Below are 15,543 nucleotides of genomic sequence, written 5' to 3' on the forward strand. Positions count from 1 at the left end.
GGCGTCGTACGCCGTGTAGGGGCGACACGACCGAAGATCGTCCTGTCGGACATTCGACTAGCAGGAAATCCTCTGGCACCCTGGAGCGCATGAGCATCGAGACCTCCATCGCCACCCTGGTCGAGGGCGAGACGGGCCAGCCCTACCCCTACCGGCGCACCGAGCTGGTCGAGCCCGACTGGACCCGCTTCCCGGGGTGGAAGGACGTCACGGTCGAGGAGTGGGAGTCGGTGCAGTGGCAGCGCAGCCACTGCGTCAAGAACCTCAAGCAGCTGCGCGAGGTCGTCGGCGACCTGCTCGACGAGCGGTTCTATGCCGACCTCGAGCGCGACCAGGCCGAGCGCGCCACGATGTCGATGCTCGTGCCGCCGCAGATGCTCAACACGATGGCGCCGCACGTCACCCCGCGCGGCGCCGGCAGCCTGACCGACGCCTTCTACGCCGACCCCGTGCGCCACTACATGCTGCCGGTCTTCTCCGACCGTCGCACCGACTGGCCCAGCCACCCCTACGCCACGCGCGACAGCCTGCACGAGCACGACATGTGGGCGGTGGAGGGCCTGACCCACCGCTACCCCACCAAGGTGCTCGCCGAGCTGCTGCCGACCTGCCCGCAGTACTGCGGCCACTGCACCCGCATGGACCTGGTCGGCAACTCCACCCCGGTCGTGGAGAAGCTCAAGCTGACCGGCAAGCCCAACGACCGGCTCACCGCGATGCTGGACTACCTGCGCCGCACCCCCTCGGTGCGCGACGTGGTGGTCTCGGGCGGCGACGTGGCCAACATGCCCTGGCCCCGCCTCGAGGCGTTCCTGACCGAGCTGATGACGGTGGAGAACATCCGCGACATCCGGCTGGCCACCAAGGCTCTGGTCGGCATGCCCCAGCACTGGCTCCAGCCCGACGTCGTCGAGGGCGTCGGCCGGGTCGCCACCATGGCCCGCGAGCGCGGGGTCAACCTGGCGATGCACACCCATGCCAACCACGCGCAGTCGATCACCCCCCTCGTGGCCGAGGGCGCCAAGGCGATGCTCGACGCCGGCCTCCGCGACGTGCGCAACCAGGGGGTCCTGCTCAACGGCGTCAACGCCGACCCGCACGCCCTGCTCGACCTGTGCTTCTCGCTGCTCGACGGCGCGCAGATCATGCCGTACTACTTCTACATGTGCGACATGATCCCGTTCTCGGAGCACTGGCGGGTCTCGGTCGCCGACGCCCAGCGCCTCCAGCACCACATCATGGGCTACCTGCCGGGCTACGCGACCCCGCGCATCGTCTGCGACGTCCCCTTCGTCGGCAAGCGCTGGGTCCACCAGCTCGCGGGCTACGACACCGAGCGCGGCATCTCGCACTGGACCAAGAACTACCGGACCTCCATCGAGGCCGGCGACCCGGACGCGCTGAACCGCACCTACACCTACTACGACCCGATCCACACCCTGCCCGCCGAGGGCCAGGCCTGGTGGGAGCAGCACGGCCGGCTCGACGAGTCCGCGCTCAAGGCCGCCGAGGTGGCCGAGGCGTCCCGGCGCACGGCGGCGCTCCAGGCCTGGTGAGGCTGCGGCCGGTCGTGGGGGCTACTCCCCCGTGACCGGCCGGTTCTCGTAGTACGTGGAGAGCACGATCGTCGTGCGGGTCGAGACGTTGGCGGCGGCCCGGATGCGCGCGAGCAGGTCCTCGAGCGCGGCCGGCGAGGTGGAGCGGACCTTGAGCACGTAGGACTCCTCCCCCGCGACCGACCAGCACGACTCGATCTCGGGCACGTGCTCGAGCCGGGCGGCGCAGTCGTCGGGCTGGGAGGGGTCCATCGGGCGGATGGAGATGAACGCCGTGAGGGGCAGCCCGATCTCGGCGTGGTTGATCGTGGCGCCGTACCCCTGGATCAGGCCGCGCTGCTCCAGCCGCTTGACCCGCTGGTGCACCGCCGAGGTGGACAGGCCGGTGGCCTTGCCGAGGTCGGTGAAGGACATCCGGCCGTCGGTGGCGAGCAGCTGCAGGATCTTGCGGTCGGTGGACTCCACGGCGGACTGGCTCACGCGCGACAGCCTAGGGGGCGCGACGCCCTAGGGTGGCCGCGTGCCGAGAACCGACCGCCTCATGCTCCTGGACACCGCCTCGATGTACTTCCGGGCCTTCTTCGGGGTGCCGGAGATCCTGGCCGCCGACGGCACGCCGGTCAACGCGGTCCGCGGCCTGCTGGACTTCATCTCGCGCCTGGTCGAGCAGTACGAGCCGACCGAGCTGGTCTGCTGCTGGGACGAGGACTGGCGACCGCAGTGGCGGGTCGACCTCGTCCCGACCTACAAGTCCCACCGCGTGGTGGAGGTGGTCGACGCCGGGCCGGACGTCGAGGAGGTCCCCGACCCGCTCGAGGTGCAGGTCCCGATCATCCTGGAGGTGCTCGAGGCGCTCGGCATCGCCGTCGTGGGCGCCCCCGAGGCCGAGGCCGACGACGTGATCGGCACGCTGGCCACGGACGCCGGGCTCCCGGTCGACATCGTCACCGGCGACCGCGACCTCTTCCAGCTCGTCGACGACGCGGCCGAGGTCCGGGTGCTCTACATCGCCCGCGGCGTGGGCAACCACGAGCGCGTGACCGAGGAGTGGGTGCGGGAGAAGTACGCCGTCGAGGCCCGCCAGTACGCCGACTTCGCCACCCTGCGCGGGGACACCTCCGACGGACTGCCCGGCGTGAAGGGGGTCGGGGAGAAGACCGCCGCCACGCTGCTGCAGCGCTTCGAGCACCTCGACGGCATCGTCGCCGCCGCGGCCGACCCCGCTGCCGAGATGGCCCCGGGGGTCCGGGCCAAGGTCCAGGCCTCGGCCGACTACCTCGCCGTCGCGCCCGAGGTCGTCGCCGTACGCCGCACCCTCGACGTCCCGCGCACCGGTTTCACCCTCCCCCAGGAGCCCGCGGACCCGGCGCGGCTCGCGGCGCTCGCGGCCGAGCGGAACCTCGAGGGCCCGGTGGAGAGGCTCCTCACGGTCCTGGGCGGCCGGTAGCCACCCGTTCGGGTCGGGGCTGAGCCGGCAGGACCCGTAGCGTCGGGACCATGACTCGGATCGCTGTCGTCGGAGGCCACGGACAGGTGGCCAAGCACCTCCTCATCGCCCTGCGCCGCTCGGAGCACACCCCGGTCGCGCTGGTGCGTCGCGAGGAGTACCGCGAGGAGCTCGAGGGCCTCGGGGCGGAGGTGCGGATGCTGGACATCGAGGCCCAGGACGCCACCGGCTTCGCCGCGGCCTTCGAGGGCTGCGACGCCGTGGTCTTCGCCGCCGGCGGTGGTGCCGACGGCGACATCGAGCGCAAGCGCACCGTGGACCTCGAGGGGTCGCTGAAGTCGATCGAGGGGGCCCAGCAGGCCGGCATCCGCCGCTTCGTGCAGGTCTCGGCGATCGGAGTGGACAACCCGGTCCCGGAGGACACCGAGCCGGTGTGGCGCGCCTACGTCGAGGCCAAGCGCGACGCCGACGCGGCGCTGCGCGACTCCGGACTCGACTGGACGATCATCCGCCCCGGCCGGCTCACCGACGAGCCCGCCCGCGACGCGGTGACCCTGGCCGAGGACGTCGAGCCGGGCGAGATCAGCCGCGCCGACGTCGCCGCCGTCCTGGCCGCCGTCCTCGACGAGCCCGCCACCATCCGTCGCCAGCTCGACCTGGTCAACGGCACCCACCGGGTCGCCGACGCCGTCGCCGCCCTGGTCTGACCGTCCCTCGCCCGGCCCTACTCGGCCAGCCCGGACATCGCGACGACCCCGCGGCGCAGGCGCTCGACGACCTCGCGGGCGGTGTGGCGCAGCGGGGAGTCGCCGGCCGCGTCGGCGACCTGGCCGGCGAGGTCGAGCAGCTGCTTCATCCAGCGCACGAAGTCACCGGCCGACAGCTCGGTCTCGGCCAGGACCTCGTCGAGGTCGTCGCCCTCGCACCACTTGTAGGCCACCCAGGCAAACCCGAGGTCGGGCTGGCGCAGGAAGTCGAGCCGGTTCTCCTTCTCCAGGCGGTCCAGCTCGCCCCACAACCGGATCGTCGCGCCGATCGCCTCCTTCGTCGCGCCGCCGGGCACTCGGGGCGAGCGGGCGTCGTCAGGGCGGCGCGCCTCGAAGCACAGCGTCGAGAGGGCCGCGGCGAGGCCGGGCGCGTCCAGTCCCTCCCAGAGGCCGCGGCGGATGCACTCGGCCGCGACCAGGTCGAGCTCGGAGTAGAGCCGGCGCAGGTGCTGGCCCTCGACGGTCACCCGGGTGTCGTCGCCGTCGGGGGTGAGGTAGCCGAGCGAGGTCAGCACGTCGCAGACCCGGTCGAACTGCCGGGCGACGGTGTTGGTGCGGTTCTCGACGCGACGGCGCAGCGTGGCGGCGTCCTTGTCGAGCTTGTGCCAGCGCTCGGCCCAGCGGGCGTGGTCCTCGCGGTCCGGACAGCCGTGGCACGGGTGCGCCTTGAGCTGCCGGCGCAGGTCGGCGACCTCCTGCTCCCACGCGGCCGGCTGCGTCGTACGACGGCTGGGACCGCCCTTGCGGGGCGGGAGGTCCCGTGTGCGGTCCCGCAGCTGGGCGGCCAGGTCGCGGCGCATCTGGGCGTTGCGGGGGTTGAAGGTCTTCGGTACGCGCATCCGGGTCACCGCCTCGACCGGGACCGGGAAGTCGATCATCGCCAGGCGGCGCGCCTGCCGCTCAAGGGTGACGACGTAGGGGCGCGGACCCTCGGGCGACCAGCCGGGGTCGATGACCACGGCGTACCCGCTGAACTTGCCGGTGGGGACCTCGATGACGTCCCCGGGCTTGAGGAGCCTGAGCGAGGCGATGGCCTCCTGGCGCTGGTCCTCCTTGCGCTGGCGGCTGGCACCCTTCTCGACCTGGCTGATCCGGCGTCGCAGCTCGGCGTACTCCAGGAAGTCGCCCTGGTCGCAGGTCGCGGCCTCGGCGTACCCGTCGAGCGCCTCCTCGGCCTTGCGCAGCTGCCGGGCCAGCCCGACCACGGCCTTGTCGGCCTGGAACTGGGCGAAGGACTGCTCCAGCAGCTCACGCGCGACGACCCGGCCGAACTGGTCGACGAGGTTGACCGCCATGTTGTAGCTGGGGCGGAAGGAGGAGCGGAGCGGGTAGGTGCGGGTCGAGGCGAGGCCGGCGAGCTCGCGCGGGTCCGTGCCGGGCTGCCACATCACGACGCCGTGGCCCTCGGTGTCGAGACCGCGGCGCCCGGCGCGACCGGTGAGCTGGGTGTACTCCCCCGGCGTGATGTCGGCGTGCGTCTCGCCGTTCCACTTCGAGAGCTTCTCGATGACGACGGTGCGCGCGGGCATGTTGATGCCCAGCGCCAGGGTCTCGGTGGCGAAGACGACCTTGCACAGGCCGCGGACGTAGAGCTCCTCGACGATCTGCTTGAACGCCGGCAGCATGCCCGCGTGGTGGGCCGCGATGCCGCGGGTCAGGCCGTCGAGGAAGTCGTGGTAGCCCAGGACGTGCAGGTCCTCGCGGGAGAGGTGCTTGGTGGCGTCCTCGACGAAGGCGAAGATCTCGTCGCGCTCTTCGGGATCGGTCAGCCGGATGCCCGCTGCCAGGCACTGGGTGACCGCGGCGTCGCAGCCGACCCGGCTGAAGACGAAGACGATCGCCGGCAGCAGGCCGTCGCGCTCGAGCCGGTCGATGACCTCGGGGCGGCTGGCCACCCAGACGCGGCGGCCGTTGCCCGACTGCGCGGCCGGTCGCCGCGGGCCCTTGCGGTCGCGCGGGCTGCGCCGGTCGCGGATCCGCGAGGCTGCCCAGTCGTCGCGGGCGACCTTGAGCAGCTCCTCGTTGACCGGGGCTCCCTCCTTGACGAAGCCGGCAGCGGCGTCGACGTCGGAGGAGGCGAAGAGGTCCAGCAGCCGTCGGCCGACCATGACGTGCTGGAAGAGCGGCACCGGTCGGCGCTCCTCCACGATGGTCGAGGTGTCCCCGCGCACGGTCTCCAGCCACTCGCCGAACTCCTCGGCGTTGGAGACCGTGGCCGACAGGGCGACCAGGCCCACCGACTCCGGCAGGTGGATGATCACCTCCTCCCACACCGCCCCGCGGCTGCGGTCGGCGAGGTAGTGCACCTCGTCCATCACCACGAAGCCGAGGCGGTCCAGGGTCCGGGAGCCGGCGTAGAGCATGTTGCGCAGCACCTCGGTGGTCATGACGACCACCGAGGCCTCCCCGTTGACGGTGTTGTCGCCGGTCAGCAGCCCGACCTCGTCGGGGCCGTAGCGGGCCACCAGGTCGGCGTACTTCTGGTTCGACAGCGCCTTGATCGGGGTCGTGTAGAAGGCCTTGCGGCCCTGGGAGAGCGCGAGGTGGATGGCGAACTCCCCCACCACCGTCTTGCCCGAGCCGGTCGGCGCCGCCACGAGCACGCCGCGGCCGTCCTCGATGTCCTTGCATGCCTGGATCTGGAACTCGTCCAGGGGGAAGCGGTAGAGCTCGCGGAAGTCGGCGAGGACCGGGTGCTCCTGGGCGCGCCGGAACCGCGCATAGCGCTCGGCGGGGGTCGGCTCGTCGACGGGGTGGCTCACGCCTCCAACCTACGGGGCCGTGGTGGGCGGCGGCGCGAGGACCTGCAGGGCGCCCGGCACGCACTCGACGGTGAGCGGCAGCGCACCGAAGCGCTCGCCGTCGGCGTACGTCGTGATGCCGGGCGCGGCGATGCTGACCCGTCGCACGCGGTGGTGCCGGTAGGCCGGGTGCGTGGTGTGGGTGCCGGTGAAGAGCCGGGGGTAGGTGCGCACGAGCTCGGCCTTGCCCATCGGGCCGATCACCACGACGTCGAGCAGCCCGTCGTCGAGGACGGCGCCCTCGGTCATCCGCAGGCCCCCGCCGTACGACGGGCCGTTGCCGACCGCGACCATCATCGCCTCGAGCGTGACCTGCTCGCCGTCGAGGTCGAGGGTGTAGCGGATCGGGGTGAAGGTACGCAGGGCGGCGACGGTGGCGATGTTGTAGCGCATCTGGCCACGCGGGCGGGTCATCGCGTTGGCCCGCTCGTTGACCACCGCGTCGAAGCCGGCCGCCAGCACCGTCACGAACCACCGGTCGCCGGACCGGGCCAGGTCGATGGTGCGTCGACGTCCCGACCGGAGCGCCTCGAGGGCGAGGTGCGTGGCCTCGGCCGGGTCGCGGCGCGGCAGGTCGAGGTAGCGCGCGACGTCGTTCCCCGTCCCGGCAGGTACGACGCCGAGCGCCGTCCCGGTACCGGCCAGCGCCTGCACGGCCAGGTGCACCAGCCCGTCGCCGCCGCAGACCAGCAGCGCGTCGACCCTGTCTCCTCCGGCCGGGGCGACCGCGTCCCGTGCGAGCCCGGCCGCCTCCGCGGCGTCGCGTCCCACCAGGTCGAGCACCTCGAGGTCGGTGCCGCGCAGCACGTCGAGAGCCGCGGCCCGACCGCGCGCGCCGCGCCCCTTGCCGGAGGTCGGGTTGGTCAGCAGCGCGACGCGGGTCACGAGGTCGAAACTAGCGGTCCTCGGCCCGGATCGAGGCTCAGCGACCCCGGCGGCTCGCCGCGCGCTCCTCGCCGATCCGCAGCAGGACGCTCCAGTCGTCGGCGGAGGCACCCACGGCCTTGGACAGCCGCGCCACCGCGTCGAGCACGCGCCCCGCGGTCATGTCGCGGCCCGGGATGGCCAGGGTCAGCCGGCCCTCCGGGCCGTCGGGCACCGGGTGCCGCACGCACAGCACCTGCCCGTGCCGCCAGGCCTGGTGCGCACGGGTGCGGGTGGCGTCGTCGACCACGGGCACCGGGAACGCCTCGTCGACCGCCAGGAGGTCGCAGGCGAGGTCCGGGTGCCCGGGGCTGTACAGCAGGCCGGAGACGAGGTGCCCCGAGCGCAGCCCCGACTCCGAGGTCCAGGTGACCTCGCCGGTCCCGAGCCACTCGGGCAGGTCGAACGGGTCGACCTCGTCGAGGTGCGGGGGTGCTCCCGTCACAGGACGGGCCTCACAGGACGGAGGCCTCGTCGGGCGAGAGCCCGGCGAACGGCTTGTTCCGCTCCTTACGCCGGTCGTTGAAGCGCGCGATGACCTCGGCGATGAAGAAGAGGACGACCATCGGGACGGCCATGAAGGTCATGGTGAACGGGTCGGCGGAGGGAGTGGCCACCGCGGCGAAGACGAACAGACCGATGACGATCCAGGGCCGGTGCTCGGCCAGCTGGCGGCCCTTGACGACGCCGGCGAGGTTGAGCAGCACCACGAAGACGGGGATCTCGAAGGCGATGCCGAAGACGAGCAGGGTGCGGGTGAAGAACTGCAGGTAGCCCTGGAACTCCAGGATGTTGGTGATGCCGTCGGGGTTGAAGCCGATGAGGATCTCAAGGCCCTTGGGCAGCGTGACGTAGCCCAGCCAGATGCCGACCGCGAACAGCGGCGTCGCCACGGCAGCGAAGATCCGCGTCCACTTCTTCTCGTGCGGGTGCAGCCCCGGCATGATGAACGCCCAGATCTGGTAGAGCCAGACCGGGGCCGTCACCACGAGCGCCGCGAAGCCGCAGAGCTTGAGGTAGAGCATCAGGCCGCCGCCGGCTCCGCTGGTGGTCGCCAGGGTCTCCTGGTCGGGCAGCCGCGCCACGGCCTGCTCGTAGGGGCCGTAGACGAGGTCGAAGAGCTGGTCGAAGAAGAGCAGCGACACCGCGAGGGCGACGACGACCGTCAGCGCGACCTTGAGGATGCGGGCGCGGAGCTCGCGCAGGTGGTCGCTGAGGGCCATCCGCCCGTCGGGGCCGACGGGGTGGTGGGGCTTGCCGACGAAGAGGCCGACGACGCCCGCCATGCGGGCCATCCGGGCCTAGCCGCGCTGGTCGGGGTGGGGCTCGCCGACGATGGGCGAGTCCGCCTTGGTCTCCTCGGCCAGCGAGGTCGGCGGGAGCTCGGCCGGCGCCGCGGGGCCCTCGTCGTCCTTGTCGTCGTCCTTGAGGCCCTTGGTCTCGGCCTTGAAGATCCGCAGTGCCTGACCGGTGCCGCGGGCGAGGTCGGGGAGCTTGGCCGCGCCGAAGACGAGGATGACGATGGCGAGGATGACGAGCCACTCCGCGCCCTGGGGCATGGCGATCAGCGAGTACATGCGAGGCACTGCCTTCTGGTCGAGGGTGCGGGGCCGGACGGCTCCGCCACGAACTCCTAGGAGTCTACGTGTTGTTCGGAGTAGAGGCCGAGAGCGGATCGAGCTGCGGCGCGGAAAGAATCGGTGAACTCCGCGGGACGCACGACGCTGGCGTGCGGGGCCAGCCGGAGCAGCAGCCGGTTGAGCCAGCGCACGTCGGCGACCCTCAGGTCGACCTCGAGGGCCTCCTCGGAGACCTCCCTGGTCGCCAGCACCGGGTAGTAGTCGACGACCCAGCGGGCCTGGCGGTCCAGCAGCAGCGTCACCAGCACGGTCTCGTCCTCCCCGAGCAGCCCGGCGTCGAGATCGCGCGGCGCGGGCGGCTCGGTGGCCACGGGGGTGTCGAGCACCTCGGCCTCGGTGACCCGGTCCAGCCGGAAGAGCCGCGGGGCGGAGGCGCGGTGGCACCAGGCGTCGAGGTAGGCGTAGCCCTGACCGGCGCGTCCCCCGTCCTGCGCGCGCACGACCCGGTGCGGGTCGACGACCCGCTCGGTCTCCTCGTCGCGGCTGGGGACGACGTAGCGCAGCCGCACCTGGCGCCCGGCGTCGGCGGCCTCCTGCAGCCGGCGTGCCAGCAGGGCCACGTCGGCGTCCTCGACGCCCTGGCCGGGATCGATCTGGGCGACGCCACCGTGGGCCGCGGCGGCCTCGAGCTTGGCCAGCGCACGGTCGAGCACCTCCCGGGTGCCGTGCGTCGTGCCGGCGCTGTTGCGCAGCGCACGCAGGGCGACGATGATCGCGCTGGCCTCCGTAGGCGTCAGCCGCAGCGGCCGGGCGAGGTAGTCGGCGTTCGAGACTCGGATGACCCCGTCGCCCTCGGGCTCCTCGAGCGCGTCGAGGTCGACGTCGATCAGGTCGTCGGGGTAGCCACCGGGCAGCCCGCACATGAGCAGGACCTTGAGGTCCTTGAGCAGCTGCTTCGGGGTGGTCCCGAGGGTGCGGGCGGCCTCGTCGAGGTGCACGGTCCCGCGCGCGTGGAGGTAGGGCACGAGCATGAGCAGCCGCGCCACCTGGTCGCGCGCCCCGGGGCCGGGAGAGGCGGCGGAGGGTCCGGCCGGGCTCACGCGGACTCCCCCACGACGGCCTGCAGACGGCGTACGACCTCGGCGCGGAGGGTGGCCGGCTCCTCCACGAGGACCGCGTCGCCGTGGGTCAGGACCTCCTCGACCAGGCCCTGGGACTCGCGGGTCACGCGGACGCGGTCCCAGCGGGTGCGGTCGTCGGGGCCGGGGACGTCCTCCTCGACGCTGTCGGCGCCACGGCGCAGCAGCACGCCGGCCCCGCGCCGCACGAGCAGCGACGCCTGCTGGTGCACGGGCTGGGGCGCGAGCCGTCGGGCGAGCGCCGAGACGTCGGTGCCCGGCGGCACGTCGTACGCCGCAGGCGGACCGTCGGGACGCGCCTCGCCCTGCACCCGGGACAGCCGGAAGACCCGCTCCTCGCCCCGGTCGGTGTCGAGGCCCACGACGTACCAGCGACCCGCGTAGCGGGTGACGCCCCAGGGCTGCAGGTGCCGGGTCGTGGTCTCGGTGCCCTGGGCGGTGCGGTAGTCGAAGGCCACCGGACGGCGCTCCTGCACGGCCTCCCAGAAGACGTCGAAGGCCGGCTCCTCGGCCGCCAGCCGCGGCTCGACGATGTCGAGGGCCGCGGTGTCGACCGGGACCCCGAGGGCGGTGAGCTTGCGGACCGCGTCGGTGGTGGCCTCGGCGAGCTTCGCGTGCTGCCACACGCGCGTGGCCAGACCGATCACCGATGCCTCGTCGGGGGTGAGGTCGATGTCGGGCAGCGCCAGGTCGTCGGGACGGATGCGGTAGCCCGGCTCGTCGTCGAAGTAGGCGTCGATCTGGCCGATCTCGACCGGCACACCGAGGCTGCGCAGCTCGTCCTTGTCGCGCTCGAACATCTTCTCGAACGCCTCGTCGGAGGATCCGGGGTAGATCATCTCCCGGATGCGCCCCTTGGGGACGTAGTGCCGCTGGACGAGCAGCATGATGAGCAGGTTCATCAGCCGCTCGCTCTTGCGGACGCTCATCTGCGGGTCAGGACTCCTCGTCGGAGGGGCTCTCGCTGACCGCCGGCGACGGGGTCGCGGCATCGGTCGGCGACACCTCGGCCGACGGGCTGCCGGACGGGTCGGGCGAGGGGCTGGCCGACGGCGACTCCTCCTCGGCGGGCTCCGGGGCGACCGGCTCGGGAGCGCGGCCCAGCACGTCGATGACGAAGTAGATCGTGTCGGTGCCGCTGATCTTGGCGCCCTCGTTGCCCTCGGCGCCGTAGCCCAGGCGCGGCGGGACGGCGATGACGACCCGGCTGCCGACGGTCTTGCCGACCAGCGCCTGCTGCCAGCCCTCGACCAGGCCGGAGAGGCTCTGCACGAGCGGCTGGCCGTCGAAGCTGGTGTCGAAGGGCTTGGGCTTGGCGTAGACCTGGCCGAGGTAGTCGACCATCACCACGTCGGAGGCCCTGATCTCCTCGCCGTCACCCTCGACCAGGGTCTGCACCTGGAGCTGGCCGGTGGGCTGCGGACGGCCCATGAAGCGCATCGCCTCGGGGCGGCCGTCCTCGCCGAGGACCAGGTCGGGGGCGAAGCCGGTGCCCTCCTCGACGAAGGGCTCCTCGATCGGGGTGGGGCCGAGCACGTCGACGACGATCAGCAGCGGGTCGGCGTTGGACACCCCGATGGTCGGGTTGCCGATCTCGCCGAAGACCTCCTCGGCGGAGACGCTGGTCACCACGCGCGAGCCCACGGTGGCGCCGACCACGGGGTCGGTCAGCGCCTCGGGGAGCTCGGCGTTGGCGAGGTCGAGCGCCTCGGGCAGCGCGGTGTACGTCGACAGCGCCTCGGACTGGTCGAACCCGTTGCCGATCCAGTAGTGCACCAGGGCGGTGCCGTCCTCGGGGATCTCGGGGCCGTCGCCGGTCACGAGCGTCTCGGACTCCGCGTCACCCGCGGTGTAGTCCTCGGGCCACTCCACGACCGGGGGCTCCCCCACCTCTCCGGTGACCTCCACCTCGGCCAGGCCCGCGCCGGAGCCGTCGTCCTCGTCCGAGCCGCAGGCGGCCAGGGCGGGCAGGAGCAGGGCGGGGGCGACCAGCAGGGCCAGCGGTCGGCGTACGCGTCGAGGCACCGGGATTCCTTCGGGAGGGCAGCAGAGCAACCGGAACCCTACGTCACATGCTGTCGATGAGCCGCTGCACCCGCTCGTCGTACGCGCGGAAGGGGTCCTTGCACAGGACGGTGCGCTGGGCCTGGTCGTTGAGCTTGAGGTGCACCCAGTCGACGGTGAAGTCGCGGCGGCGCTCCTGGGCCTTGCGGATGAACTCCCCGCGCAGCCGGGCCCGGGTGTCCTGCGGCGGCACGGACTTGGCCTCGAAGGTCTTCAGGTCGCTGGTGACCCGGGTGACCAGGCCGCGCTTCTCGAGCAGGTAGTAGAGGCCGCGGCCGCGGTGGATGTCGTGGTAGGCCAGGTCGAGCTGGGCGATCCGGGCGTGGCCCAGGGGCAGTCCGTGCTTGGCGCGGTAGGCGTCGATCAGCTTCCACTTGATGACCCAGTCGATCTCCTTGTCGACCAGGCCGAGGTCGTCGGACTCCACGGCCTTCAGCCCGCGCTCCCACAGGTCCAGCGCCTGCTCGATGACCGGGGTGGAGATCTGGCGGCGGTCCACGAAGTCGCGGGCCTTGGCGAGGTACTCGCTCTGGATCTCCAGCGCGCTGGCCTCGCGACCGTTGGCCAGCCGGACCTTGCGGCGACCGGTCGTGTCGTGGCTGATCTCGCGGATGGCGCGGATGGGGTTCTCCATGGTGAGGTCGCGCATCACCACGCCCTCCTCGATCATCCGCAGCACCAGGTCGGCGGAGGCCACCTTGAGCAGAGTGGTCGTCTCGCTCATGTTGGAGTCGCCGACGATGACGTGCAGGCGGCGGTACTTCTCGGCGTCCGCGTGCGGCTCGTCGCGGGTGTTGATGATCGGGCGGCTGCGCGTGGTGGCGCTGCTGACGCCCTCCCAGATGTGCTCGGCGCGCTGGCTGACGCTGTAGCCGGCGCCGCGCGGGGTCTGGGTGACCTTGCCGGCGCCGACGATGATCTGCCGGGTCACCAGGAACGGGATGAGGACGTCGGCGAGCTTGCTGAACTCGCCGTTGCGCGAGACGAGGTAGTTCTCGTGGCAGCCGTAGGAGTTGCCGGCGGAGTCGGTGTTGTTCTTGAACAGGTAGATCTCACCGGCGATGCCCTCGTCGTGCAGCCGCTGCTCGGCGTCGAGCAGTAGCCCCTCGAGGATCCGCTCCCCCGCCTTGTCGTGGGTGACGAGGTCGACGATGTCGTCGCACTCGGGCGTGGCGTACTCCGGGTGGCTGCCCACGTCGAGGTAGAGCCGCGCACCGTTGCGCAGGAAGACGTTGCTGCTGCGGCCCCAGCTCACGACCTTGCGGAACAGGTAGCGCGCGACCTCGTCGGGACTCAGCCGGCGCTGGCCCTTGAACGTGCACGTGACGCCGTACTCGTTCTCGATCCCGAAGATCCGACGGTCCATGACCCAACACTACGGGTCGAGCGGTCGCCCCGGACGCGATTGCGGCCGGGGCGGCGGGTCACCCCGGCGGGGCGACCGGCGGCTCGTCACCACCGACGGGACCCGCGGGAGGGACGTCGGTGCCGGCCGTCGCAGCAGCCGCCTGCTCGCGCCGGCCGAGCACGGCCTCGAGCCGCTCCGGCCGGAGCCGGGCGAACTTGCGCGGCTGCACGCGGGTGCGGTCCAGGACCGCCACCTCGAGGTCCTCGGCCGGGATGACCCGGTCCTCGGTCTCGGTGTGGCCCAGGGCCGCCACGGCCAGGCGCAGCGCCTCCTCGAGCGAGGAGCCCTCGGTGTAGTGGTCCTTCAGGTAGCCCGCCACGACCTCGGCCGCGCCCCCCATGACGGCGTACCCGTGCTCGTCGGCCACCTGTCCGTCGTAGGTGAGGCGGTAGATCTGGTCGTCGGCGGCGGCCGCTCCGATCTCGGCGACGAAGATCTCGACCTCGTAGGGCTTCTCGCCGCCGGAGGAGAAGATCGTGCCAAGGGTCTGCGCGTAGGCGTTGGCCAGGCCGCGACCGGTGACGTCGCGGCGGTCGTAGGCGTAGCCGCGCATGTCGGCCAGCCGGACCCCGGCGATGCGGAGGTTCTCGAACTCGTTGTAGCGACCGACCGCGGCGAAGGCGATCCGGTCGTAGATCTCGGAGACCTTGTGCAGCGCCTGGGAGGGGTTCTCGGAGGCGAAGAGCACGCCGTCGGCGTACTGCACCGCCACGACCGAGCGGCCGCGCGCGATGCCCTTGCGCGCGAAGTCCGCCCGGTCCTTCATCAGCTGCTCGGGCGAGACGTAGAACGGGGTGCTCATGCCTGACCTCCCTCGGTCCGACCCGGGTTCAGAGGGGCGTGCGGTCCGCCGGGCCGGTTCATCCGGCCCGCGACGACCTGCTCGGCGAGGTCACCGACGACCTCCTGGGTCAGGCGCTGGCCACCGTCGGCGGTGATCACGTGGACGATGGGGAAGATCCGCCGGGTGACGTCCGGCCCGCCCGTGGCGGAGTCGTCGTCGGCGGCGTCGTAGAGCGCCTCCAGCGCCACCGTCACGGCGTCGTCCTGCGAGAGGTCGGCGCGGTAGAGCTTCTTGAGCGAGCCACGGGCGAAGAGCGAGCCGGAGCCCACGGCGTGGTAGCCGGTCTCCTCGTAGCGCCCGCCGGTGACGTCGTAGGAGAAGATCCGACCCGCGACCCGGTCGTGGTCGTAGCCGGCGAAGAGCGGGACCACCGCCAGGCCCTGCATCGCCATGCCGAGGTTGCCGCGGATGATCGTGGAGAGCCGGTTGGCCTTGCCGTCGAGCGAGAGCGTGATGCCCTCGATCTTCTCGTAGTGCTCGAGCTCGGTCTGGAACAGCCGGACGAGCTCGATGGCCAGGCCCGCGGTGCCGGCGATGCCGGCGGCGGAGAACTCGTCGGTCGGGAAGACCTTCTCGATGTCGCGGCTGGCGATGATGTTGCCCATCGTCGCGCGGCGGTCACCGGCCAGAAGCACGCCGCCGGGGAACGCCACCGCGACGATCGTCGTGCCGTGCGGCGCGAGGTCGGCGGCGTTGCCCTGCGGCACCGTGCGGCGACCCGGCAGCAGGTCGGGGGCCTGGGCTGCGAGGAAGTCGCTGAAGGAGGAGGAGCCGGGCTGGAGGAAGGACGCGGGCAGGCGCGGGTCGCTCACTGTCCGCCCTTCTGGATGAAGGACTTCACGAAGTCCTCGGCGTTGGACTCCAGCACGTCGTCGATCTCGTCGAGGATGTCGTCGACCTCGCTGTCGAGGGCCTCCTTGCGCTCCGCGACGTCGGTCTCGGGGGCTGTCTCGACGGCCTCCTCGGTCTCGGAGTTGCGCCGGGGCTGCTTCTGCTCCTGTGCCATGCCTCCG

16 protein-coding genes are annotated in these 15,543 nt (G+C 72.2%); 3 read left to right on the plus strand and 13 right to left on the minus strand.

Going from position 1 to position 15,543, the window contains the following annotated elements; translation table 11 throughout:
• The first annotated feature begins 89 nt into the window (after window positions 1-89).
• Window positions 90-1,556: a KamA family radical SAM protein gene (locus ACYVID_RS11895; protein WP_460737256.1), complete on the plus strand. Its 1,467-nt coding sequence runs from the start codon at window positions 90-92 to the stop codon at window positions 1,554-1,556.
• A 21-nt stretch (window positions 1,557-1,577) separates the two neighbouring features.
• Here the strand turns inward: ACYVID_RS11895 and ACYVID_RS11900 are convergent, their stop codons facing one another.
• The gene (locus tag ACYVID_RS11900; RefSeq protein ID WP_460737258.1) at window positions 1,578-2,036 is read right to left on the minus strand and encodes an Lrp/AsnC family transcriptional regulator; all 459 of its coding nucleotides are present in this window, start codon (window positions 2,034-2,036) and stop codon (window positions 1,578-1,580) included.
• Window positions 2,037-2,076: 40 nt separating this feature from the next.
• On the opposite strand from ACYVID_RS11900, the gene ACYVID_RS11905 reads away from it, so the two are divergent.
• Together ACYVID_RS11905 and ACYVID_RS11910 are read left to right on the plus strand one after the other, a co-directional pair.
• Window positions 2,077-3,003: a 5'-3' exonuclease gene (locus tag ACYVID_RS11905; protein ID WP_460737260.1), complete on the plus strand. Its 927-nt coding sequence runs from the start codon at window positions 2,077-2,079 to the stop codon at window positions 3,001-3,003.
• A 50-nt stretch (window positions 3,004-3,053) separates the two neighbouring features.
• Window positions 3,054-3,710, plus strand: coding sequence for an SDR family oxidoreductase (locus ACYVID_RS11910; protein WP_460737262.1), 657 nt, complete (start codon window positions 3,054-3,056; stop codon window positions 3,708-3,710).
• 17 nt (window positions 3,711-3,727) lie between these two features.
• Here ACYVID_RS11910 and ACYVID_RS11915 read toward each other — a convergent pair whose 3' ends face one another.
• The 12 genes from ACYVID_RS11915 to ACYVID_RS11970 are packed head-to-tail and all read right to left on the minus strand — an operon-like array spanning window position 3,728 to window position 15,536.
• Window positions 3,728-6,532 (minus strand): DEAD/DEAH box helicase, encoded by a 2,805-nt coding sequence (locus ACYVID_RS11915; protein ID WP_460737264.1) that lies wholly within the window; start codon window positions 6,530-6,532, stop codon window positions 3,728-3,730.
• A gap of 9 nt (window positions 6,533-6,541) precedes the next feature.
• Window positions 6,542-7,456: a diacylglycerol/lipid kinase family protein gene (locus ACYVID_RS11920; RefSeq protein ID WP_460737266.1), complete on the minus strand. Its 915-nt coding sequence runs from the start codon at window positions 7,454-7,456 to the stop codon at window positions 6,542-6,544.
• Window positions 7,457-7,493: 37 nt separating this feature from the next.
• Window positions 7,494-7,940, minus strand: a complete 447-nt coding sequence (locus ACYVID_RS11925) for a hypothetical protein (RefSeq protein ID WP_460737268.1) — start codon at window positions 7,938-7,940, stop codon at window positions 7,494-7,496.
• Between the two features lie 10 nt (window positions 7,941-7,950).
• A complete protein-coding gene (gene tatC, locus ACYVID_RS11930; protein ID WP_460737270.1) occupies window positions 7,951-8,781 on the minus strand; it encodes a twin-arginine translocase subunit TatC in 831 nt (276 codons plus the stop codon).
• A 15-nt stretch (window positions 8,782-8,796) separates the two neighbouring features.
• Window positions 8,797-9,072: a twin-arginine translocase TatA/TatE family subunit gene (gene tatA / locus ACYVID_RS11935; RefSeq protein ID WP_460737271.1), complete on the minus strand. Its 276-nt coding sequence runs from the start codon at window positions 9,070-9,072 to the stop codon at window positions 8,797-8,799.
• 56 nt (window positions 9,073-9,128) lie between these two features.
• Entirely contained in the window at window positions 9,129-10,175 is a 1,047-nt protein-coding gene (locus ACYVID_RS11940) for a helix-turn-helix transcriptional regulator (protein WP_460737273.1), read from the minus strand.
• Window positions 10,172-11,143, minus strand: coding sequence for a helix-turn-helix transcriptional regulator (locus tag ACYVID_RS11945; RefSeq protein WP_460737275.1), 972 nt, complete (start codon window positions 11,141-11,143; stop codon window positions 10,172-10,174). The genes ACYVID_RS11940 and ACYVID_RS11945 overlap by 4 nt, the downstream gene beginning before the upstream one ends.
• Before the next feature lie 7 nt (window positions 11,144-11,150).
• Window positions 11,151-12,239, minus strand: coding sequence for an FKBP-type peptidyl-prolyl cis-trans isomerase (locus tag ACYVID_RS11950; RefSeq protein WP_460737277.1), 1,089 nt, complete (start codon window positions 12,237-12,239; stop codon window positions 11,151-11,153).
• Window positions 12,240-12,282: 43 nt separating this feature from the next.
• Window positions 12,283-13,644 (minus strand): Pup--protein ligase, encoded by a 1,362-nt coding sequence (gene pafA, locus ACYVID_RS11955; protein WP_460737279.1) that lies wholly within the window; start codon window positions 13,642-13,644, stop codon window positions 12,283-12,285.
• 58 nt (window positions 13,645-13,702) lie between these two features.
• Window positions 13,703-14,488 carry a proteasome subunit alpha gene (gene prcA / locus ACYVID_RS11960; protein WP_460737281.1) on the minus strand — a complete coding sequence of 262 codons (786 nt, stop codon included), beginning with the start codon at window positions 14,486-14,488 and terminating at the stop codon, window positions 13,703-13,705.
• Entirely contained in the window at window positions 14,485-15,342 is an 858-nt protein-coding gene (gene prcB, locus ACYVID_RS11965) for a proteasome subunit beta (protein WP_460737283.1), read from the minus strand. The genes prcA and prcB overlap by 4 nt, the downstream gene beginning before the upstream one ends.
• Entirely contained in the window at window positions 15,339-15,536 is a 198-nt protein-coding gene (locus ACYVID_RS11970) for a ubiquitin-like protein Pup (RefSeq protein ID WP_300646175.1), read from the minus strand. The genes prcB and ACYVID_RS11970 overlap by 4 nt, the downstream gene beginning before the upstream one ends.
• Window positions 15,537-15,543: the final 7 nt, after the last annotated feature.

The organism is Nocardioides ginkgobilobae, from assembly GCF_054781275.1.

Coding starts and splice junctions, on each gene's coding strand:
- tatA (WP_460737271.1), bottom strand. CDS start 9,072: ATGTACTCGCTGATCGCCATGCCCCAGGGCGCGGAGTGGCTCGTCATC.
- ACYVID_RS11910 (WP_460737262.1), top strand. CDS start 3,054: ATGACTCGGATCGCTGTCGTCGGAGGCCACGGACAGGTGGCCAAGCAC.
- pafA (WP_460737279.1), bottom strand. CDS start 13,644: ATGGACCGTCGGATCTTCGGGATCGAGAACGAGTACGGCGTCACGTGC.
- ACYVID_RS11945 (WP_460737275.1), bottom strand. CDS start 11,143: ATGAGCGTCCGCAAGAGCGAGCGGCTGATGAACCTGCTCATCATGCTG.
- ACYVID_RS11970 (WP_300646175.1), bottom strand. CDS start 15,536: ATGGCACAGGAGCAGAAGCAGCCCCGGCGCAACTCCGAGACCGAGGAG.
- prcA (WP_460737281.1), bottom strand. CDS start 14,488: ATGAGCACCCCGTTCTACGTCTCGCCCGAGCAGCTGATGAAGGACCGG.
- tatC (WP_460737270.1), bottom strand. CDS start 8,781: ATGGCGGGCGTCGTCGGCCTCTTCGTCGGCAAGCCCCACCACCCCGTC.
- ACYVID_RS11895 (WP_460737256.1), top strand. CDS start 90: ATGAGCATCGAGACCTCCATCGCCACCCTGGTCGAGGGCGAGACGGGC.